22 protein-coding genes and 1 pseudogene are annotated in these 22,345 nt (G+C 39.8%); 6 read left to right on the forward strand and 17 right to left on the reverse strand.

Annotated features, from left to right (window positions below; translation table 11 throughout):
* Nucleotides 1-116 precede the first annotated feature (116 nt).
* From BS1321_RS26425 to cdaS, 13 genes and pseudogenes are all read right to left on the reverse strand, one after another.
* Nucleotides 117-893, reverse strand: a complete 777-nt coding sequence (locus tag BS1321_RS26425; RefSeq protein ID WP_063233806.1) for an acetoin reductase — start codon at nt 891-893, stop codon at nt 117-119.
* Nucleotides 894-924: 31 nt separating this feature from the next.
* Complete coding sequence (gene lpdA, locus BS1321_RS26430) at nt 925-2,307, reverse strand: dihydrolipoyl dehydrogenase (RefSeq protein WP_063233807.1); 1,383 nt, start codon at nt 2,305-2,307, stop codon at nt 925-927.
* A gap of 16 nt (nt 2,308-2,323) precedes the next feature.
* A complete protein-coding gene (locus BS1321_RS26435) occupies nt 2,324-3,544 on the reverse strand; it encodes a dihydrolipoamide acetyltransferase family protein (protein WP_063233808.1) in 1,221 nt (406 codons plus the stop codon).
* 107 nt (nt 3,545-3,651) lie between these two features.
* On the reverse strand, nt 3,652-4,686 hold the full coding sequence (locus BS1321_RS26440) for an alpha-ketoacid dehydrogenase subunit beta (protein WP_063233811.1): 1,035 nt from the start codon (nt 4,684-4,686) through the stop codon (nt 3,652-3,654).
* Nucleotides 4,687-4,707: 21 nt separating this feature from the next.
* A complete protein-coding gene (locus BS1321_RS26445; protein WP_063233813.1) occupies nt 4,708-5,700 on the reverse strand; it encodes a thiamine pyrophosphate-dependent dehydrogenase E1 component subunit alpha in 993 nt (330 codons plus the stop codon).
* A 334-nt stretch (nt 5,701-6,034) separates the two neighbouring features.
* Nucleotides 6,035-6,193 (reverse strand): annotated as a pseudogene (locus BS1321_RS26450) (NADPH-dependent oxidoreductase); the annotation flags it as partial.
* A gap of 259 nt (nt 6,194-6,452) precedes the next feature.
* Nucleotides 6,453-8,441, reverse strand: coding sequence for an acetoacetate--CoA ligase (locus tag BS1321_RS26455; protein WP_063233815.1), 1,989 nt, complete (start codon nt 8,439-8,441; stop codon nt 6,453-6,455).
* 108 nt (nt 8,442-8,549) lie between these two features.
* Nucleotides 8,550-9,740 (reverse strand): sensor histidine kinase, encoded by a 1,191-nt coding sequence (locus BS1321_RS26460; RefSeq protein ID WP_232522742.1) that lies wholly within the window; start codon nt 9,738-9,740, stop codon nt 8,550-8,552.
* A 311-nt stretch (nt 9,741-10,051) separates the two neighbouring features.
* Entirely contained in the window at nt 10,052-11,194 is a 1,143-nt protein-coding gene (locus BS1321_RS26465) for an acyl-CoA dehydrogenase family protein (RefSeq protein WP_063233819.1), read from the reverse strand.
* A gap of 115 nt (nt 11,195-11,309) precedes the next feature.
* Nucleotides 11,310-12,557: a GTPase family protein gene (locus tag BS1321_RS26470; protein ID WP_063233821.1), complete on the reverse strand. Its 1,248-nt coding sequence runs from the start codon at nt 12,555-12,557 to the stop codon at nt 11,310-11,312.
* Nucleotides 12,558-12,674: 117 nt separating this feature from the next.
* Nucleotides 12,675-13,427 carry a PadR family transcriptional regulator gene (locus BS1321_RS26475; protein WP_063233822.1) on the reverse strand — a complete coding sequence of 251 codons (753 nt, stop codon included), beginning with the start codon at nt 13,425-13,427 and terminating at the stop codon, nt 12,675-12,677.
* A 241-nt stretch (nt 13,428-13,668) separates the two neighbouring features.
* Complete coding sequence (gene map / locus BS1321_RS26480; RefSeq protein WP_063233824.1) at nt 13,669-14,415, reverse strand: type I methionyl aminopeptidase; 747 nt, start codon at nt 14,413-14,415, stop codon at nt 13,669-13,671.
* A 276-nt stretch (nt 14,416-14,691) separates the two neighbouring features.
* Nucleotides 14,692-15,318, reverse strand: coding sequence for a sporulation-specific diadenylate cyclase CdaS (gene cdaS / locus BS1321_RS26485; RefSeq protein WP_063233826.1), 627 nt, complete (start codon nt 15,316-15,318; stop codon nt 14,692-14,694).
* A gap of 258 nt (nt 15,319-15,576) precedes the next feature.
* Between cdaS and BS1321_RS26490 the strand changes: the two genes are divergently transcribed.
* A complete protein-coding gene (locus tag BS1321_RS26490; protein ID WP_063233828.1) occupies nt 15,577-15,897 on the forward strand; it encodes a 2Fe-2S iron-sulfur cluster-binding protein in 321 nt (106 codons plus the stop codon).
* A gap of 97 nt (nt 15,898-15,994) precedes the next feature.
* Here the strand turns inward: BS1321_RS26490 and BS1321_RS26495 are convergent, their stop codons facing one another.
* Complete coding sequence (locus BS1321_RS26495; RefSeq protein ID WP_063233829.1) at nt 15,995-16,375, reverse strand: VOC family protein; 381 nt, start codon at nt 16,373-16,375, stop codon at nt 15,995-15,997.
* Between the two features lie 448 nt (nt 16,376-16,823).
* On the opposite strand from BS1321_RS26495, the gene BS1321_RS26500 reads away from it, so the two are divergent.
* The 4 genes from BS1321_RS26500 (at nt 16,824) to BS1321_RS26515 (ending at nt 19,401) form a co-directional block, all read left to right on the forward strand.
* Nucleotides 16,824-17,291 carry a DinB family protein gene (locus BS1321_RS26500; protein ID WP_232522743.1) on the forward strand — a complete coding sequence of 156 codons (468 nt, stop codon included), beginning with the start codon at nt 16,824-16,826 and terminating at the stop codon, nt 17,289-17,291.
* Between the two features lie 60 nt (nt 17,292-17,351).
* Nucleotides 17,352-17,765 carry a VOC family protein gene (locus BS1321_RS26505; protein WP_063233833.1) on the forward strand — a complete coding sequence of 138 codons (414 nt, stop codon included), beginning with the start codon at nt 17,352-17,354 and terminating at the stop codon, nt 17,763-17,765.
* A gap of 415 nt (nt 17,766-18,180) precedes the next feature.
* Nucleotides 18,181-18,681: a VOC family protein gene (locus BS1321_RS26510; protein WP_063233835.1), complete on the forward strand. Its 501-nt coding sequence runs from the start codon at nt 18,181-18,183 to the stop codon at nt 18,679-18,681.
* A gap of 168 nt (nt 18,682-18,849) precedes the next feature.
* Nucleotides 18,850-19,401 carry a ribonuclease FAU-1 family protein gene (locus BS1321_RS26515; protein ID WP_063233836.1) on the forward strand — a complete coding sequence of 184 codons (552 nt, stop codon included), beginning with the start codon at nt 18,850-18,852 and terminating at the stop codon, nt 19,399-19,401.
* A gap of 62 nt (nt 19,402-19,463) precedes the next feature.
* On the opposite strand, the gene BS1321_RS26520 is transcribed toward BS1321_RS26515, so the two are convergent.
* Nucleotides 19,464-20,105, reverse strand: coding sequence for a lysozyme family protein (locus BS1321_RS26520; RefSeq protein ID WP_063233837.1), 642 nt, complete (start codon nt 20,103-20,105; stop codon nt 19,464-19,466).
* Nucleotides 20,106-20,334: 229 nt separating this feature from the next.
* Between BS1321_RS26520 and BS1321_RS26525 the strand changes: the two genes are divergently transcribed.
* Nucleotides 20,335-20,490: a DUF4021 domain-containing protein gene (locus BS1321_RS26525; RefSeq protein ID WP_081112947.1), complete on the forward strand. Its 156-nt coding sequence runs from the start codon at nt 20,335-20,337 to the stop codon at nt 20,488-20,490.
* A gap of 252 nt (nt 20,491-20,742) precedes the next feature.
* Here the strand turns inward: BS1321_RS26525 and BS1321_RS26530 are convergent, their stop codons facing one another.
* A complete protein-coding gene (locus BS1321_RS26530; protein WP_063233838.1) occupies nt 20,743-21,528 on the reverse strand; it encodes a glucose 1-dehydrogenase in 786 nt (261 codons plus the stop codon).
* Between the two features lie 52 nt (nt 21,529-21,580).
* Nucleotides 21,581-22,333, reverse strand: a complete 753-nt coding sequence (locus BS1321_RS26535; protein ID WP_063233839.1) for an SDR family NAD(P)-dependent oxidoreductase — start codon at nt 22,331-22,333, stop codon at nt 21,581-21,583.
* Nucleotides 22,334-22,345 lie beyond the last annotated feature (12 nt).

Below are 22,345 nucleotides of genomic sequence, written 5' to 3' on the forward strand. Positions count from 1 at the left end.
TCCATTTAATTATAGTAGATTATGTATTCGCTTACAATATATAGATTGAGTTTACAAAAAAAGCATCATGTGATTATCACATGATGCTTCTACATCGAACAATATAATCCGTTGGTTTATGAAAAAATAACCCCTCCATCAATCATGATGGATTGCCCTGTCATATAATCCGAATCCGGTGAAGCAAGGTAAGATACGAATTTCGCAACATCTTCTGGGGTTTCGGAGCGTCCTAAGGTTATGGAATCTGTAAACTTTTTAAATGTTTCACCTTTAGCCAGATTCATATATTGACCCATTTTTTCATCGATTAAATCCCACATTTGCGTCCCGACAATTCCTGGACAGTATGCATTCACCGTAATGCCAAACTGGGCCAATTCCTGTGCTGCCGCTTGTGTAATGCCTCTTACGGCAAATTTTGTGGCCGAGTATGTACCTAGTAAGCTAAAACCTTTATAACTGGCGATGCTGGCAGCACTTATAATTTTCCCGCCTTCTTGCTTTTTCATTTGTTCAGCAGCGGCTTGCAGGCAAAAGAGGACACCATTTACATTTATATTGAAAATCTGTTCAAGATCCTCTTGAGTTACTTCCAAAAGAGGCTTTATTTGAGCAATTCCTGCATTTGAAACCATAACATCCAGTTGTCCAAAACGTTCCACAACTTCATTCACCATTTCGAACACTTCCCGTCTATTGCTTACATCCGCTATAACGGCAAAGCTTTCACGTCCAAGCTCCCTAACCTCATTTACGACCGATTCAGCTGTATCCAGATCGACGTCGTTAATGACCACATTCAATCCATCTTGTGCTAATCTTAATGCAATTGCACGTCCGATACCGCGTCCTGCACCAGTGACTACCGCCGTCCGTTGACCGCTAGCCATACAAAAATCCCCCTTGCTTATTTATAATTTTTTATGAATGCACTGCTTGGCCTACAACGTTTAAAAGAGCTTCATGTATGGATTCCGACAAGGTTGGATGCGCCGCTACTAAATCTTCCATCATATCTGCCGTTATTTCTGCATGCAGCATGACCGTTCCTTGACCAATCAATTCTGTTGCATGTTGACCAACAATGGAAAAACCTAAAATTTCATTATATTGTGGGTTCACTAGAACTTTGACCTTTCCTACCGGTTTATTGGAAAGGATTGCTTTCCCATTTGCCGAAAAAGCAAATTCACCAACTTTAATCTCGCCATATTTTTTTCGCGCTTCTTTTTCAGTCAAGCCTACACTAGCAATCTCCGGGGAGGTATAAATGCAGCGAGGAATTGCCCGGTAATTCACTTGTGCAAATTGACCACAAGCATTCAGAGCCGCCACTCGCCCTTCATGAAAAGCAACATGGGCAAGTTGTATGCCCCCTATCACATCACCACAGGCATAAATCGATGGATTGCTTGTTTGCATTCGATCATCCACCGAGATGCCAAGTCGGGAAAATTCAATATCGTTTCCCTCTAAGCCCATTTCATTCACTCTTGGTTTTCTCCCTATTGATACGAGTACGTAATCAGCATAATGTTCTTCCAATTCGCCATCGCTTTTCTCCAAAAATACCGTCTTACTGGTTGCATTGATGTTTTTGACAGATGTGGAGGTATGGACCGTAACGCCTTGGTTTTTCAATTCTCCATGCAAGATGCTCGTAATATCATCATCTTCCCCGGGAAGCAGCTTTTCCCCCATTTCGATAACGGTAACCTTGGTGCCCATCCTGCTATAAATACTGGCAAATTCACATCCGATGACGCCGCCTCCGACAATCAGCAGCGAATCGGGAATGGCAGGAAGTGACATGGCATGGCCACTGTGGATGATCCATTCACCATCAAACGGCGCAAAAGGTAGTGGAATCGGTTCGGACCCCGTTGAAATGATGATCTTACTTGCTTCAATCTCTTCATTTTTATTTCCGTTCTCGATCCGCAGTCGATTGCTCGTCAGGATAGACGCTCTTCCCTGAATGACTTTTATTTGATTCTTACTCATTAAATATCGAATGCCGTTCACTAGTTTAGAAATGACATCTCTCTTTCGTTCCTGTACGGTTTCCCAATCGACTTCAATCGAATTGATGGGCAGGCGAATTCCCATTTGCCCGGCATTTTTCACCAAGTCATACGTATCGGCACTTTTCAATAATGATTTCGTTGGCATGCAGCCTTCGTTTAAACAGGTGCCACCCAATGGGCCATCGACTACTAATATGACCTCCTTATCCTGCTGGGCAGCAGTGATTGCCGCTACATACCCTGCAGGACCTCCGCCGATAATAGCTATACGATTCAAGGCTTTCCCTCCTTTTCTATAAGATCACGGTGATCGGCTCTTCTAAATACCGTTTTAGTGTTTGTAAAAAGGCAGCAGCTGGTGCCCCGTCGAGTACACGATGATCAAAAGTTAAACTGAGTGGCAAGATTGTTCTCCTCTCCAGTTCTTTGCCAATATAACGCGGGGTATCGTAAGCAGAGCCAACTCCAAGTATCCCCGTTTCCGGTGTATTGAGAATCGGTGTAAAATGCTCAACGCCATATGCCCCCAGATTACTGATTGTAAAAGTGGACCCTTGCATGTCTTCAATAGGCAATTGACCATCACGTGCACACCGGGCCAATTCCTTGCCCTTATTCGATAACTGCTTTAGGGTACAACTTTCGGCATTTCTTATGACGGGAACAACGAGTCCATTTTCCAAGGCCACTGCTAATCCAAGGTGGATATGATCATACAAAATGATGTTATCTTCAATATAGGCACTATTCATTTTAGGATGCTCTTTAAGTGAAAGCACGACAGCTTTGGCAACAAAGTCCGTTATAGTCAATTTAGTTGATTCATGTTTTTGTAGCGTTTCAGTAGCCTGTTTTTGCAAAATGACTAGATCAGTGACATCAACTTTCATCGTTAGAGTTAATTGGGCACTGCTTTGCAAGCTTTCTTTCATACGTGTAGCAATGATGTTCCTCATTCCAGTCACAGGAATCTGCTGCGAACTCTCTAAAGTAGGTTGGGGGTTCACTTTTCTTTCTTCTGTATTAACCGACATGAAATCCCTTTTCTCAATTACTTTCTGTACATCTTCTTTAGTGATTCTTCCGCCTGGTCCTGTGCCTTGAATTTTCTCAATGTCAAGATTCGCTGCCTGTGCCATTTTTCGCGCAACCGGGGTGATCATCAATCGATCGCCCATTGGCAAAATGGGTGACTCTTTTGTTTTCGGCTTTTCTTTTTCATCAATTTTTGACTTAGTTTTTTCAGCAACATGATCATTGATCATTATTTTTTCATTCGGCTTTCCGATATGACAGATAACGGTTCCTGGAGGTACTCCTTGTCCTTCTTGAACAGCTATATTCAGAATGGTACCTTCAGCTGGAGATTCAATATCCATTTCTATTTTCTCTGAATTGATGCTGGCTATTGCTTCACCTTTTTCGACTGGATCCCCAACAGCCTTACTCCATAACGAAACAGTGCCTTCTTTCATTGCCATGCCCAATTTCGGCATTACCACTTCGACCGCCATATCTTTTTTCTCCCTTCAGATTGGTTTCTGTGTCCATTATTGGTTTTGTTGCTCCAACTTTTGCAGTTCTATGCGAAAAAGCTGGAGCATGCATCATATTGATTTAATTACACCCCAAGAATGGAAGGCTCCCCTAATAATTCTGAAACGACTTGTATCACTTTTTCTGATGTTGGAAGATAAATATCTTCTAACGGTGGAGAAAAAGGTACAGGTGTATGTGGTGCCGTGATCCTCTTAATTGGCGCATCGAGCGTGTCAAATCCCTTATCCGCCACCAATGCTGCAATATCCGTTGCGACGCTGCATCTTGGGTTCGCTTCATCGATCACGATTAAACGATTTGTTTTTGCTACAGAGGAGAGAATCGATTCTTCATCCAGTGGTGACAAACTCCGCGGGTCGACAATCTCAACTTCAATGCCTTTAGATGTAAGTTTTTCAGCAGCCTCCATCGCGGTGTGAACTTGTTTACCGATGGCAACGATCGTCAAATCCGAGCCTTTCCTTTTAATTTCAGCTTTGCCGATTGGGATTGTATAGTAGCCTTCCGGAACCTCTCCTACCATGTTGTATAGTGTTTTATCTTCAAAAAAGATGACAGGATCATTATCTTCAATGGCTGAAAGTAAGAGCCCTTTTGCATCATAGGGGGATGAAGGAACGACGACCTTCAATCCAGGAATGCTAGTGAACAAGGCATAAAGGCTTTGTGAATGCTGTGCTGCAGCCCTGAACCCTGCACCATGCATCGTACGGATCGTCACGGGAACCTGTGCTTTTCCCCCAAACATATAGCGGAACTTCGCACCTTGATTCAATACTTCATCCAAACAGCTGCCAATGAAATCGTTGAACATTAGCTCGGCAATCGGTCGTAAGCCTGTCGAAGCGGCTGCCATGGCCGCTCCCATATATCCTGCCTCCGCAATGGGTGTATCAAGAATTCTATCCCGGCCAAACTCTTGAACCAATCCTTTTGTGACACCTAATACACCACCCCAGGCTTCGTCATCCTGTAAATGATCGACTTCTGCACCTCCGGCTACATCTTCTCCCATAAGGATGACATTTTCATCTTTTCTCATTGCCATGGCCATTGCTTCATTTATTGCTTGTGACATACTGATTTTTCTACTCATCTCAATTCCTCCTTTTATAGTTTAATAGGATACATAAACATCGTTTAATAAATCGGATGCCTCTGGATACGGGCTATCTTCACTGAATTTAACTGCCTGTTTAATAGATTCCTCAACGGCACTCTCAAGAGAAATCAGTTCTTTTTCCGCCAGCAGATTTTGATTCAGTAAGTAATTCCTAAATAGGGCAATCGCATCTTTCTCTTGTTTATGCTCCTTTTTGTCTTGTTCTTTTTTATATTTCTGTGCATCTCCCTCGAAGTGTCCATAATTACGATAAGTAACGCATTCGATCAATGATGGGCCTTCTCCCCTGCGAGCTCTCTGAACGGCTTCTTCAGCAGCCTTATACACAGCCAATACATCTTTCCCATCCACCCGGACACCCGGGATATTGTAGCTTATCGCCCGATCGGCTATCGTTTTACAGCTTGAAGCATAGTTGAAAGGCGTGGCTTCCCCATACCCATTATTTTCAGCGATGAATATAACGGGCAGCTTCCAGATTGCCGCCAGATTTATCCCTTCATGGAACGTTCCATGATTGTTGGCACCATCACCAAAAAAACAAACACTAACATGATCGGTCTTTTTATATTTGGCAGTTAATGCTGCACCGCATGCGAGCGGAAAGCCACCACCGACTATCCCGTTCGCGCCTAACATCCCTTTATCCAAATCGGCAATATGCATGGAACCGCCTTTTCCTTTGCAAAGCCCAGTCACTTTCCCATAGATTTCAGCCATCATTCCGTTTAGGTCGCATTCTTTGGCAATACAGTGGCCATGACCCCTGTGAGTGCTTGTAATGCTGTCCTTTTCGGATAAGTGAGCACAAACTCCTACAGCTACCGCTTCTTCCCCAGCATACAAATGGACAAACCCTGGTAAAATCCCCTTAGCAAAAGATTCATGAACTTGGTCTTCGAATTTTCTGATCTCCAGCATTTTTTTGTACATCCAATAAGCCTTGTCCTGTGATAACTTTATTTCATTCAATTGAACCGTTTCCATTTTTCAGCCCCCAATCATTAATAATGAGTCAATTTAATATATTGCAATTGCCGTGCCAAAATGTGGGACGGTAAAATTGAGACTTTATCTATTTTCAGTCGAAACAAAACGAGACAAAATGAGATTGTTGTCTCGTTTTGTCTCGTTTTTTAAAAATATACTACCCAATTCACGTATCACTGAAGTGAAAAGATGGTTCGAATGTGGAAGCAGCCTGTTTAAGGAATAAGCTCTTAATGCACCATTTTAGGTGTCAGTACTTACTAACATGAATTTTTGTTAAATAATTAGGGTGGAATGCCCAGGTAGTACTTACTCCAACTTATCGTAATTTTTATAATGCATCGCTCCATGCAATCGTTTGATCTAACATTGCATGGATATTACCAAGGTGTAAATCAGCTGGTTTAAATGTCTTGAAGTTTTCAAAGTCTGTAAATAGTGATAATGTTGGATTTACCCGAACGTCTACAACTAGTAATTCCCCTAAGATGACATAACGGGAAAAGGTGCAACCATTTATCGCTTTGTCAGTTAGCAATTTTCTAGCTTTTATACGAAAGTTACCTACACAAACATAAGAGTTCCCTTTCATGTCATAGATGGCCAATTATAACGGGAAACTAATTGTCTCATCCTTCGAAAATCCAGACCAGTATCCAGAAATGGAGAAGTTGCTCGTTGGAGAATTATTACCAAGTTCATTCAAGAGAATAATAAAAAAGACGGAGCTTTTTTGCTCCGCCTGAATTCTAGAATACTTTTTTCTCATTCAACTCGAGAGCTAATTCTTTAAAAAACTGTAGCGATTCTGGATTTCCCATGGAGTCTGCATTCACTACTTTATCAAACTCGAAACCTAATAACACTTTACGTATCGGGACTTCCATTTTCTTTCCGTTCAACGTTTTAGGAATTTGTTCAACGACATGGATTTGGTCAGGGATAAAGCGAGGGGACACATGCCCTCTGATTTGTTCCTTGATTTTTGCCGTCAATGCTTCATCCAGTATTTTACCGGGCTTAAGAACAACGAACAGCAGCAGTGAGGAACCGCGGCCAAGCACTTCCCTATCAATGACAAGGCTTTCCATCACCTCGTCTATCGCTTCGACGACCCGGTAGATATCGCTGGTTCCCATCCGTACACCAGAACGGTTGATGGTCGAGTCGGAACGTCCATAAATGATACAGCTGCCCTTGTCGTCGATCTTTATCCAATCACCATGTTTCCATATGCCCGGATACTTATCGAAATAACTCTCGTAGTATCTTGTCCCGTCTTGATCATTCCAGAAGTATAGCGGCATGGACGGCATCGGTTTGGTAATGACCAATTCACCGACTTCATTAATCAATGTTTGACCATGCTCATCAAAGGCTTCCGCACAAACACCCAATGCCCTTCCTTGTATCTCTCCGATTCTCACGGGCAATGTTGGAACTCCACCTACAAATCCGGCACATACATCGGTACCGCCACTGGATGAACTGAGCCAGATATCCTTCTTGACATTCTCATACACCCATTTATAACCGTCGCCAGACAATGGCGCTCCAGTGGAAAAAAGAGCCTTCAATTTCGATAAATCATATTTTCCCATGGGCTTGTTTCCTAACTTCATGGAATTCGTAAGGAATGGTGCACTTGTTCCAAAGAAAGTCATGCCTGTATCCTCAGCCAATTCCCAAAGGGCATCCATATTGGGAAAAGAAGGACTGCCGTCATAAAGGATGATGGTCCCTTCATTAAGCAAACCACCCATAAGGAGATTCCACATCATCCAGCCTGTCGTTGTAAACCAGAATACCGTATCCTCGGAAGTCATGCCTTGATGGATTCTTGTTGATTTAAAATGCTCCAATAATATACCGCCATGCCCTTGTACAATTGGTTTTGGCATCCCGGTTGTACCTGATGAATAGAGAATCCAAAGCGGATGATCGAACGGAACACTTTCAAAAGATAATTCTGCCTTTTCTTTTAAAAGGTCATCCCAAGGAATCGTATCTTCCAGATTCTCTTCCAAAATCTTTTTTTCTATGTAAGGAATCAACACGGTATGCTTGACAGTGACCAATTCCTGTTTAAGTTGTGAGACGACTGGTGTCTTATCATATACATTTCCATTGTACTGATACCCATCAACCGCTAGTAATACAACCGGTTCAATCTGTTTGAAACGATCTATGACACTTCTTGCGCCAAAGTCAGGTGAACAACTGGACCAGATGGCACCTATGCTTACTGTTGCCAAGAAAGCTATCACCGCTTCAGGTATATTTGGCATATAGGCAACAACACGGTCACCGGATTTAACACCAAGTTCCCTTAATGAATGGGCGACAGAAGCTACTTTTTCTTTCAGCTCTTTCCAGCTAACCTCTTGCTGCCTGATATGTTCGGAACGAAAAAAAATCGCCGTTTTCTCTTCTTGATCATTCAATAATGCATTTTCAGCATAATTTAGCCTCGCCCCCTCGAACCATTTCGCACCTGGCATTGATTGCTCCGCTAAAACCCTGTCATATTTCCTGCCGGCTTTTACATCACAATAATCCCAAATTGAAGCCCAAAATTCCTCCAGTTCATCTACCGACCATTTCCATAATTCATGATAATCATGAAATGTTAAACCTTTCTTTTCTTTTAACCATTTAACATATTGAGTCAATACCGTTTGCTCGATTTGTTCCTTTGTCGGTTCCCAAATGATTTGTCCATCTGTAAGCGGTTTCATTCAATCATCTCCCTTAGGTATCAAGTGCGTCATTGAATCATTTCATAATAATTGGTAGTTTACTTAAATTGTAATCTATGAGTTTAAAACCGTCAATTTACACTAAACTCAAATATGATCGTTTCCATGTATGGGCAGGTTAATAGAGAAACATGTCCCTTTCCCTTGTACACTTGAAACATGTACCGTTCCATCCATGCTTTTGATAACGCTATATGAAACCATCATGCCTAATCCCGTCCCTTTATTTTTTGTAGTGAAGTAAGGCTCACCTAAACGGTATATTTGTTCCTGTGTCATTCCAATTCCTTGATCTTGGATCTTAATTTGGATGGTGGAGGCAGCACGAATTAAATGTATGTATATTTCTCCATCATGGTGCATCGATTCTATCCCATTCTTTAAGATATTGAACAAGCACTGCTGGAATTTCTTCCTTTCCCCCATGATATAATAAGCTCCATCTTCGAATAGGGATAACTTCAATTCTGTTCCATTATTGTTTGCCAAGGGTTTTATGCTGTTCACGACATGCTGAATTTCCTCGGATACCCTTAATCGCTCTGTGTTTTCAGGGCTTATGGCAGCAAACGTCAAATAATCATTAATGACTTCCGTGGCCCGATCTAATTCCTTCAGTGCAATATTTGCATATTCGACCTTTGTATGGGGAGACACGTCTTCGCTTAACATTTGAATATAGCCCCTGGTAACAGTAAGGGGATTTCTGACTTCATGGGATATGCTTGCAGCCAGATGACTAACGATTTGCAATTTTTCCGCTTTCACTAATTTTTCGAGAACCTGAAAATTAGTGAGGATGACCTCCCATAGTAAGATTACAACAACAATTCCTATGACTTGGATCGTGAAGTATTGTTTCCATAGACTTATTCCGATAGTAAGTTCAAATACTTCTATTGAAATAAACTGTGTGAGAATTTGTACAATGAAGATTAATGATATACCGATGAGAATTTTTTTAATGACAGACATTTTCAGGTAGTATTTAGATATAAAAAACAGGGAAACTCCAATTAGTGGAAAGGTGATGCATGAAATGTAAAATCCATTTTCCCCCCCTGATAAATAGCGAATTAGAAGAGTGATGACTATTAATATGATTCCTAACCGGTAGCCTCCATATAAACCGCCTAAAAGAAAAGGGATCCATCTAAGATCCCAAACAAAATCCTCTTCTATAACCACAGGAAACAGCATGCATAGAACAAGTGAAAGAATAGGGAAAATTGATAGGAAGGAACCTTTTAATGCATCTAAACGATATACGTATTTCACAAGATAGCTCATTTGCAATAAAAAGATCGGAAAAAGGATAATTAAAAAGTTAATCAGTAAATCTTTGGTCATGAGATTCATTTTTACACCGAACTTTCGATATTTTTCGAAGATTTAGACAGGTATATAAATCATAACAAGATAGAGTATGATAAGCTAGTAAAATTAATATGCGGGGCAAAAAAAGAGGAAGCTAAAGCATGGAGGGACCAACAAATAAAGCAAAAGATTCATGGCTATAAAAAGAACAGGAAAAAACACTGAAATGACGAAGTCATTTCAGTGCCATCAAAAAATATCCCAGTACGTACTTAATAAAGAGCTGACTTTGCGAGCATGGTAATTGTCGCATCATCCATAGGAGGATTATGAAGTCCTGCGCGTACATCCCTATAGTAGCGTTGCAGGGGATTATTTCGTTGTAAACTTTTGGCTCCGACGACTCTCATCGCTTTATCGACGATGGAAATCGATTTGTTGACGACTGATAACTTAACCGCACCCAATTGCTTCGATAATTCATCATGATCTTCAGGGTGCCGCACCCATTTTTCTGCGACAGAGTAGAGGAAATGGTGTGCTTCGCCCAATTCCAGTTCCATCTCCCCAATTGTCCGTTGAACATTCGGAAGGTCCCTGATTGGTCCTGGTAAGCTATTGGGAGAATAGGTTTTTGCAAATTCGACTGCGTAATTTCTGGCAGCCACTGCAATCCCCAAGTAGCAAGCAGGTATATGTAATAGCCACGCTTCGGGTTTTCTTTTTTTACCAGGATTGCTTTTCATGACATAATACTTTTCAGGCAGGATGACATCATTTAACACCAAATCATGACTTCCTGTCCCCTGCATGGAAATCATATCCCAAGTTTCTTCTATACTTACCCCCATTACATCACGATGAACTAAAAATGTGCCTAGCTGCTCATCCTCGGTTACCCATGCCGTTACAAGAAAAATATCAAGGACGGGAGAGAGTGTAGTAAAAGTCTTTCTGCCATTCAAAATCCATTGTTGACCCTTTTTGATAGCGATCGTTTCCGGACGGCCTCCGCGCGTCGGGCTACCTGTTCCAGCTTCAGAAGCTGCCGTGTTGATGAGGGCGCCTTTCGACACTTCATCAAACAATTCATTCATGACTCCTTTTTCCCATGGTCTCTTCTCCGTTAAGGATAGGACCGTTCCGACATGCCAGCCTATCCCTAAGGCTGTTGGGCCACAATATTGAGCTATTTTTTCTTGGCATAGGAGAAAATCATATAAGGAACCGCCATATCCGCCATCTTCTTTTGCTAACGTTAATTGGGGATAGCCGAATTCCTTTAACTCCTGAATGTTTTCAAAAGGAAAACCCCTTGAATCATCAAGTGCTTCAGATCGGCCGGAAAAGGACTGAATCGATTCCTCCAATTTTTGTATATATTCTTTTTGCTTCTGTGATTGAAAAAACGACATGAAGATCATCCCTCCTGTAGTAAACAAAATGCTGAACCATCCAGCAGCAGAAACAGAACTGCGAACTCCACTTTATCATATCACCTTAGTGTAGTTTATGGTTTGAATCTGCCCATTAAGAGTCAATGTCTTCATTTTTATATTCTTTGTTCGCGTTCTTGTAAGCTTCCTTTGCCTGATCGATATCTTTGTTTTCGAGAAAGTAAGCTATCGCTGCTTGCCCGATTCCATATGTGACTGCGCCCGCTACTGCACCGGAAACGACTAGACCAGCTCCTGGGATGAAACGGACTGCAGCCCTGACACCTTCCCTGACAAGGAGACCGATTCCAACATTGATCCCTAATGCCGCAATAAATTCACTTGCCGTTTTTGTATTTATTTCTTTATCCGCGATAAAACCAATCACCACAATCATCAAACCTTGAATGCCGGTCAAAATGGGAAAATCGGCAAAAGGTATTGGTTCTGCACCGATTAAACCGGCGATTGCCGTAAACGTTCCCACTATCGTCCGCGCGAATTTCTTCTTAACGAATTGGCTCTGGATCGCTTTAGCAGTCTTCAGCTTTGCTTCACTGGGTAAGGCCTCGATTAAGTAATCAGAAAGCAAATCAATGTTCCAACGCATATCATATTCAATCTTTCCGCTTTCATCAAAATCAATATACGAACAAATAGGAATGATGTTCAAAAGTGGTATTTCACTCTCTTTAAATCGTTTTGACATCAAAGCGATGGCTTCATCAATATTCTGCTTTTTCTTAGGATTGGCATCAAAAGGTGCTTGTTTATAATGTGGTGGATCTAATTCATCCACTTGGGTGACCACACAGATAACGGGTACATCATAATGGTGATTCTCTTTAACGATTTTGCGCAGTTTATTCAATTCCTGTAAATCTTCTTCAATCCTTGAATCTGTTTCTTTTGCTTTAATCAAGAAAAGAAACACATCAGGCTGTTCTTCGGTTACCGCTTTTTTCAATTCATCCATTGGTGTTTCTGCTTCGAATTCTTCAGTAGGAGCTTCACTCTCACCCAGCCCGCGTGAATCCAGCAAACGAATTTTGGGCTCGGCATCACTCGGGTACCAGAGCCATTTCCCCTTACCCGTGCCAGATTTAACGGAACTGACATATTGCCGTTCCTGACCAAACATCGCATTGATCAGTGAGGATTTTCCGGACCCTCGCCTTCCGACAAGAGCAATTCGCGGTTCCCTTGCATCAACTGTCATCGTTTTAAGCTTTAAGAGCTGGTCGAGCATTTTGTTCTTTTTCGCTTGTGAAATGGGCAGCTTATCTACCTGGCCTTTAATGAAACTGAATATACTTCCCATTTCATCGTGTTTTTCCACCATCACTCATTCCCCCTTGTTAAGAAGTGTTTTAAGTAACATTTACCCTTGAACAATTTAATTTAAGCATGTAACTTCATTCTCCTTGCAAAATTAAGGGGCTTCATTTCTTATATTCATTTAACTCTTTTCTTTTAAGAACATAACGACACTGGCCATGTATTTTTGGATTTCCTGGACTTGAAAGGCGGCAGAATCCGCAATCTGTTTGTAATGATGCGTTCCTTCATCGGTGATACGTAAATACCGTTTAGTTCGTTTTTCACTTTCCCACCTGCCGACAAGAAGGCCGTTCTCTTCCATTTCATGAGATAAATCGTATAAATAGCCGTTTGAAGCGATCCAACCGAACTGATTTTTAAGCAGATCGCCAATTTCCCCCATGTAAATGGGCTTCTTAGTGAAAGCGGCTTTTAAAGTTATATAACGGACAAGGTCCTTCACCGATATTATTTTCGAGAAATACGACCTGTATTCTTCAGGAAGCTCATTAAGAACCGGTGGGTTTTCACCAGAACCCCTTAAATCGAACATGAAGCGATCAATGACCTTTTTCACTTCGGAAAACCGTTCCAGGAAATTTTCTTGGTACCATATGTAAAGCTCTTTGCCTTTTTCAGTAATTTGATAATAATTTCTTCCCTTATTCGTATATAATGATAGATGGTTGGATTCGACTAGCGTATTGGATATTTTACATAAATAGTCATAGCTATGCACTTTTCCAGTGAACGTATTTTTTAGGTCTTGATGAATCGCCCTTGGATAATTCGCTTTTATTCTCAAAGAGTGAAGTAAAAAAATCGTTAAAAATTCCCGCTGGCTCAAGCCAACCGTTTCAACCGTTGCAGACAGTTTCTCCCCTTTCTTCACTGTCAAAACCCCCTTTATATACTGTTTATAAAACACATAATTAAATTTTTCTTCCTTCCCCTTATTATCCTGTGCTGCCACATAATAGTAAAGTTTTTAATGCCTAACTACCTAGTACTAATTTTTCGAATTCGATCTATTGTGGGATGGATTAATTTAGAATATTCTGTCGAGGTTTATTGTGAAATAGCTTAAAACAAAAGAAGAAACAGCCCATGATAAGGCCGTTTCTTCTTTTTGTTTACTGTTCTGTTAAAATGATCGGATCTTCTTTTGTAATAACGAGGGTATGTTCATATTGGGCGGAAAGCTTTCCATCTGCCGTTCTCGCCGTCCAGCCGTCTTGGTCCATTTTCATATGCCATGTTCCTGCATTCAACATTGGCTCGATCGTGATGACCATACCTTCTTTTAGACGGGCACCTTTACCTGGCTTACCATAATGTAGGACGGTTGGGTCCTCGTGCATGGTTTTACCGATTCCGTGTCCTGTAAAATCGCGAACAACAGAAAACTTTTCACCTTCTGCATATGACTGGATTGCATGCCCGATGTCCCCGAGACGATTTCCTGCCCGTGCAACTTCGATGCCTCTATATAAAGCATTCTTGGTTACATCCATTAAACGCTGAGCTTCATCGGAAACTTCACCGACTGCATATGTCCAAGCTGAATCCGCCAAACCGCCGTTAAGGTTCACCACCATATCAATCGTAACGATGTCACCCTCTATTAGGGCTTTCTTTTGCGGAAAGCCGTGACAAATAACATCATTTACTGATGCACACGTTGCATATTTATAGCCGTTATAGCCCTTTTGTTCAGGTGTAGCACCATGCTCTGCCAAGTACTTATCGACAAATTCTTCAATTTCCCAAGTCGTGATGCCCGGTTTTATCATTTTTGCGATTTCTCTATGCGTCGCAGCAAGAAGTTTGCCCGCTTCATGCATCAAATTTATTTCTCGTTCACTTTTAATGGTTATCATTTAAAATCCTCTTTCGTTTTATAACTTTTCTGATTGAGACTCCTTATTTATCATATGCCTTTTTTTATATAAAAAGCAACCAAAAACCCGGTAAAAATCACCGGGTTAAGTAATTCATGACCTTTTATGTACCTGTAATTCTAAGAAAAAAAGATTTTGAATTACAAAAGTGATAAAAATGGAAGCCAACGTTTTCGTTTTTTACACAATTGAATTTCCGGTTGTGAATTACCTAGAAAATTATAATCACCATGGGACTTAATTGTCTCAAAAATTCTATATAGGCCCATGAGCATTAATTGGGTACAGATTCCCATTAAATGCAAATGAAACTCTTCCTGTTTCCTCTGATACTACCAATACAAGGGCATCACTTCGTTCAGATAAACCTAATGCAGAGCGGTGGCGTGTTCCAAGTTTTTTTCCCCCTGTTGATCTGTCTGAAAGCGGAAGGACATTTGCTGCGGAAACAATCTGATTTTGACTAACCAAAACGGCGCCATCATGTAGTGGATTTCCAGGGAAAAAAATTGATTCCAATAAAGAATGAGTTAACTCCGCTCCTATTGAAATACCGGGTTGAATCAATGAATCAAGAGGATCTCCCCTTTGAATCACAATCAACCCGCCATGTCTCAAATTCGATAAATTTTGTACGCAAATTGATAATTCGGGATATTTGTCCGTAAACGGTGACAAATAACAGTTTAAATAAAATGTTGCTGCTTTCATATCGATGTATACGAATTTATCCTTTATTTTTTCGAAATTTCCAAGGAGACAATAATTTTCATCACCCATTGCTTCTAAGTTATCCTGTAATGCCGATATTACTTGGCGTATATCCTCTTTTAACATTTGTTTCATTGGTGAAAAATCACAATTGCCATTATTCACAGGCATGCACCTCCCTTATATTATTACACTCTCTTTTTTAAAATAAATCTTAATTGGCCATGCTTATTGTCCCTAGCTCTATTTAAGCCTTGTTAAATTTATAATTATGAATGTACTTAAAGTTTGTCTTCACGATAATTAATTATTCATCTTTACTATCAATCAGTAATGACTTCACATTTTTTTATGTCATATGGACAAGGTAAGAGAATAGATATGTTAATGACCTGTTGAAAGATATCCTATAATAAGAGGTGGTATTAGATGCCTTATGTAACAGTATTTGACCAAGGAACGTTTGAAGTTGAAATGGGAAAAAAGTTAGTATTAGCATTGGAAGATAACGGTATAAATATTCTCCACCGATGCGGCGGGAAGGCTAAATGTACAACTTGCAGAGTCGAAATATTGGCAGGTGATTTTTTGGAGGTCACACATAAAGAAAAAAAGATGTATGAGGAAAAAGGAATGGAAGATCATTTGCGTTTATCTTGTCAAATTTACGTGAATGGAGACATAACCATTCGGCCGATCAAGACTGTAGAAAACTCTGGAATTCCTGCTGGGCCAAGACCTGCTGACTAAATAGTTTCATAAGTGTCGTAGTTTAAACAAAAAACATCAAAACGACTAAAAATAGTTTTTCTAGTCGTTTTGATGTTTTAATCTTTAGCTAAAAGAGTTACTTCTTTTCCATGACCGCAAAGTAATTATCTTCATTATCAGCAAAATTGAAGACTCTTCCAGATGGCATATTTACAAGTTCTCCTACTTTGATATTCTTCTCTGAAAAGTCTTTATATAATTCATCAAGATTATCAGAGTAAAACATTAACGAAGGTGTATTAAGATTTAATTCAGGCTGCATTTTAGCAATGAATTCCTTATTATGCAGGATGATACTCGTTTGTGCTTCCTTTGTTGGGGCTATTTCAATCCATCTTAGCCCTTGGCCGTTATCTTCTTCAGAAATTACGCTAAAACCGAATTTTTCCGTCCAAAATTTCAATGACTCGTCTTGGTTATTTACATATAACATAATTTGACCGACTTTATTTATCATTTGCTTCTCTCCCTTTCTGTTGGTTCCGTTATTAATGATTATCCTTTACGTATAAGCATATTGTTGGTTGGAAATATATAACTAATTGAATCGTATAATAAATGCAAGATTTAATCAATATTTACCAAAGTTCCCTTTCTCCGCTTTAGGGAGGGTTTTTAAACCTTTTGACCCATCTTGATACATTAGTAACAGATTGGAAAATTGGAGCATAATCAAGTTATCTACTTTTCTTAAGCAATTGTGTAAGCAAAGCCGCCATTTAAATCATTTTTTATTAATTTTGTTCCATTTAAGGGACCGAACATATGACAATTCCCCAATATAAATTATCTAATGGCAGTGTTTAGATTTAAAAAAGCTGTGCAATCTTTATATACAGAAATTTGCAGGACTTTTCGATTTTTCCCAGAACTTCTATACAGAGTATTTCTCAAAGGAGAGTGAAATGATGGTTCTATCGAAAGAAGGTTTATTAAATATATTAGAAGGCAACAGGAGATTGACGATACTGGTGGTTGAAGCCTTTCCTGAAGAGGAATTATTTCACTATACACCGGCCGGGAAGCTTCGCCCTTTCGCAGAGATGGTTAAAGAAATCATGAACATTGAGACTGGATATATGCGTGGGATTGCACTTAGTGTTTGGGAGTATCCAGATTCGTTTGCTGGAATTTCTACCAAAGAGGAACTAGTTTCAGCATGCGAAGCAGTAAGGGATGATACTAGGAAACTGTGGGAGGAAATGAAAGAGGAAACACTTGGAGTGGTGGAAAAGGATCCCTTTTTCGGTCCCTCACAAAGCCACTTTGATAGACTTCAATATGCCTTGGAAAATGAGATCCATCATAGGGGACAGGGTTATATCTATCTTAGAACGCTCGGAATTGAACCACCGGAATTTTTCGTCAGGTAATTATGAAACATTATGCCATTAAACTTGTAGCAACGAAATAAAAAAATAGGAGTGAGATAAATGTCAGTTGATGCATATCTTAATTTTAATGGGAATTGTCGAGAAGCAGTAGAGTTCTACGCAGAGGTTTTTGGAACGGAACAACCTAATATCATGACTTTTGGAGAAACACCGCCTAATCCGGAATTTACCCTTCCAGAAGAAGCGAAAAATTTAGTCATGCATTCAAGGCTAAATATTAATGGAAGCAATATCATGTTTTCAGATACTTTTCCTGGTATGCCTTTTGTTGAAGGAAACAATATCAGCCTGGCATATGTCAGTAATGATTTGGATGAAATTAAATCGACCTTTAACAAACTAAGTGAAGGCGGCACGGTTGGTCTAGAGCTCCAAGAAACATTCTGGAGTAAAATTTACGGTCAGTTAACCGATAAATTCGGAATCCAATGGCAATTTAACTTCGAGAGCTGAGAAATGAACATGACCCATTATTGATTCACCTTCAATTTGGATATAGGACTTTTCACTGGTGAAAAGTTTCTATATCCTTTTTGTATTTCCATCACCAGGGAGTAAAGATACTGTAACTAGCATAAGGTAATAATTTTTCGTTAACCCTTAGAGATGGGGCTGCTATATAAAGGCCATTTAAATTAAGGGAATTAGTTAAATGATGGGTTAGTAAAAAATCAATACACAAAACGGTTTATGACTTCACCCTAACCCTTACATAATTTTCTTGGTTCCTGATAAATGGTGTATAGTAATAGGGTACCTTCAAGATATTTAATCTTATCGAAAAATCCACATTTTCCTGATACCCCCAATAACAAAAGGATTTTGTTATCAAAAACTTGCTAAATATGTAAACCGAAAAGGAGAAATTATGAAAAACAAAATTCAAAAAATCACAACTAACTTGTGGTTTGATACACAAGCTGAAGAGGCGGCGAAGTTCTACACTTCAATCTTTGAAAATTCTAAGATCGGAAGAATTACTCGCTATGGAAATGAAGGAAATCATATCCACGGGATGCCAGAGGGATCAGTGATGACCGTTGAGTTTGAATTGGAAGGACAAGCATTCGTAGCATTAAATGGCGGTCCTCAATACAAATTCACAGAGGCAATATCATTTATCATCCATTGCGAGGAGCAAGAAGATGTGGACTATTATTGGGAAAAACTCTCCGAAGGCGGAGACGAAAAGGCGCAAGTGTGCGGTTGGCTGAAAGATCGATTTGGTGTGTCATGGCAAATTGTCCCTGCGAGCCTATCCGAGATGGTAAACGACTCCAATCCTGAAAAATCGGAAAGAGTTATGAAAGCGCTGCTCCAAATGAAAAAAATTGACATAAAAACTTTAGAACAGGCGTATAAAGGATAGGATCCAAGAAAAAGGTAATTTGAAGTAACTAAAGCCTAGTTTCTCGGTATTGTAGGTGTGAAATTAGGTTTCGATATTTGAATTTCCTTAAAATTGTTAAACCGCATTTTCCTGTTAAGTAAAATGGCATAAATGATCTATATAGTTTTTAAGGGAGAAATAGAAACGATGGAAAATATATTTAAGCAAGCACTTCAACGTGGCGATAAAATAATAGAAAGAAAAATCCGCTATGACTCCTTAGTTGTAGAACATAACTGTTTGCTGTTAAAAGCACAACATCAAAATGTCGTGCTTTTTCATGAAATCATGGATTCGTTCACGATGAAAGCAGGTTCTATAAAATTAACCATTCCTATAGGCAGTTATACGATTGCTTATTATTGGAAAGACCGTCCTTATAATTTATACATTTGGAGAGATAACGAAGGGAAATATTTAGGGTCCTATTTTAATATTGTAAGAAATACATATATGGCGGATACGTTGGTATCCTTTGAGGATTTGATTATTGATATTTTGTTACTTCCGGACGGGGACTACTTTATTTTAGACGAGGAAGAGTTACCTGTGCCATTAGAGCAATTTGAGAGTGGTTCTGTTAAACAAGCCCTAAACTCCTTACTTGATTCCTTTGATATTCTTCTATCCCAAATCATTTCAGAATCCGAGAAACTTTATAAACATAAAGACCTCCTTCCATGGTTGAACAACAATTGATTCTTTGAAACTATTACCATGGACAAAAAGCCTACTTCATTCAGTAGGCTAGTAGTTCTCCTTCACTCACCATCAGCTTGAGCCGATATGGCAAGCTCCTCAATGTTCTTAGATACCTTCGCACTGTATGAGTAGTCACCGTAGCAATATGGGTATCGAAAATTATCTTTGTCTCCGCCACAATCATAGAGCGTGGGGTTTTTTTCGACCTGAAGCATGGAGAACTTCTTCGCAAGCTCTTCATTATGCTTGCCCCCTTCATTCGCAACGAAATCAATATAACCAATTCCCATGTTATATGCTTGAATGATCGTGGCAAAATCCACGCCCTTTTCATTGCCATATTCATTAATCCTCTTAAAATGTTTCACTCCATACTTAATGCTTTCCGTTGGATCTGTGATTGTATTTGGATCAAGACCCGCTGACTCAGATGCCTGCATTGGGTCACCGCCCCGTCCTCGGCTTTCCTGCTGCATCAATGCAATCAATGTCGAAGTATGCTCCTCAAGTCCGTATTTAGCCAACTCGTCTCGGAGAAGTGAACTATACTTTTTCACGTTCGCAAAAGAATCAAGCGTATTTACTGATGTGGAAACATTTTCGGAATAGGGGGTTCGCATGATCTCCTTTATCAGCAAAAATGCAAAAATCAGGATAAAAATGACAAAAACATTCTTTGATTTCTTACGTTTCTTCTTCACATTCTCTCTCCGTTATCTCTAAGTTATATATCTATATCTTAACAAATAGTAAGAGTAATAACTATTTAGAATACCCAATTAAATGTTCAGAAAATGAGATTACCAGTAATTGAAATTAGTATTTTATCTTCAACTCTAATCTTAGCCGCAAAAATTTCAAGAGGACCAGAGTCATTCAGTGTATATTTATTCGGACAATGAGACACCCTATTGGTTGGAGGTGATATGTATGGATAAGAAGATTGATAAAGAAGAAATCCTTGATGATAAAAAGAAAAAATATACAAACGAGTTTGGGGCAGATCTTGATGAACAAGAAATGAATGGTCTGTATGGTATGTTGGAAACTGAATATGAAGATAAGCTTCACGATAAAGAAAAGTAACCATTGGTTTCTTTATTATTTGTTAAGCGCCTTATATGGCGTTTTTTTTATGAGTTCATCTGTTATGAGCTTATTGATTCTACTCTAAAGGTTCGTATTTTGTTTCATATGAACTGGTTTTTGAATATGAAACAAAAAAAAACGAAAACCAGAAAGTCGTCGTTTTTTCCAAATTTGATTACGTTTGGTCACTAACTAATAAGGATACCATTAAAAAGGGAGTGACCTAATTCTGTCACTCCCTATGCTTAATTAGTATTGTGAAGATTGTCCGCCATCAATCGGAATGACTACACCATTGATGAACTCTGATTCCCCAGATAATAGGAAGGCGACTAAACGGCCGACTTCTTCAGGTTTACCGAAGCGTTTCTTAGGATTCACACTGACGAAATCCGCCATTGCTTCTTCCCAATTCTCTCCGCCTATTTGCCTGAATGATCCTTCTACCATTGCTGTTAAGATTACTCCTGGTGCAATGGCATTTATGCTGATTCCATATTGACCATATTCTATGGCAGCTGTTTTTGTTAAACCTGCTACAGCATGTTTACTTGCAACGTACGCACTTTGGTTAAGAACAGCACGAATTCCACCTACAGAAGCCACGTTCACCACTGCCCCTGATCCTTGTTCTTTCATGATTGGCAGAATGTATTTCATACCATAGAAAACACCATTGATATTGATGTCCGTTACTTTGTTGAAAACTTTGCTATCATATTCAGCCATAGGGGCCTGTTTACCTTCGATACCCGCATTATTATAGAATCCATCGACTCTACCATATTTGTTGACTGTTTGGTCTACATAGCTCTTTACTGCTTCTTCATCCGATACATCTGCAGTGATCAGAAGCACGTCCGATTTTGGTGCAATCTCTAAGATCAATTTTTTTGTCACTTCCAAAGATTCATCGTTTAAATCAACTAATGAAAGTTTAGCTCCTTCTTTAGCCAATTCCAATGCGGCTGCTTGTCCTAAACCTGATCCTGCCCCAGTAATGATTACAACTTTGCCATCGAATCGTTTGCTCATATGTCAAAACTCCCTTTTTAAGTTATCTCGAAAATCTATTTGATTAAAGTGATTACCCCTTAAAGCTTAAGAATCCATCATCAACAGGAATGACTTGTCCATTAATGGCATCCGCTTTTTCAGAGAACAAGAACGTTACAACTTCAGCAACTTTTTCTGGCTGAATCAATTTTTTCCTCATATGAAGTTGTGCCAAACTGTCCAGGAACTCTTGATCATCACCAATGATCGGTGTTTCGATAAAACCTGGTGCCACACCGACAACACGAATTCCATATTGCGCAAGTTCAATTGCTCCAGATTTAGTCATGGCTATGACTGCAGCTTTTGCAGCATGGTAATTAAAGCTGCCAATTGAAACCATCGTCCCATATATTGAGGCTGTATTAACGATCGTTGCGCCAGTTACACCAAGCTCCACCATCTTCCGTGCTGCATAATACATGCCATAATAAACGCCGTGTTGGTCAACATCAACAACTCTGTGGTAAGACTCAGGATCCATCTCTAAAAATGGTTTTACTAGTCCAATTCCAGCGTTGTTGAAAATGCCATTGATCGTGCCATGATTGGCAATTGCAGCTTCAACCATCGCTTTCACTTCTTCCGCTTTAGCTACATCCACTTTCACAAAAGAAGCCGTGCCTCCCTTTTGTTGAATAGAATCAGCCGTTTCTTTAGCGGCAATATCATTGTAATCAGCCGCTACGACAATAGCTCCCTGTTCAGCTAATTTATAGGCTGTTTCCTTTCCAATTCCGCTGCCTGCACCTGTAATTATTATGACTTTTCCTTTCAAACTCATGTATTCGTCCCC

Origin of the sequence: Peribacillus simplex NBRC 15720 = DSM 1321 (genome assembly GCF_002243645.1) — a bacterium.
Classification (GTDB): domain Bacteria; phylum Bacillota; class Bacilli; order Bacillales; family DSM-1321; genus Peribacillus; species Peribacillus simplex.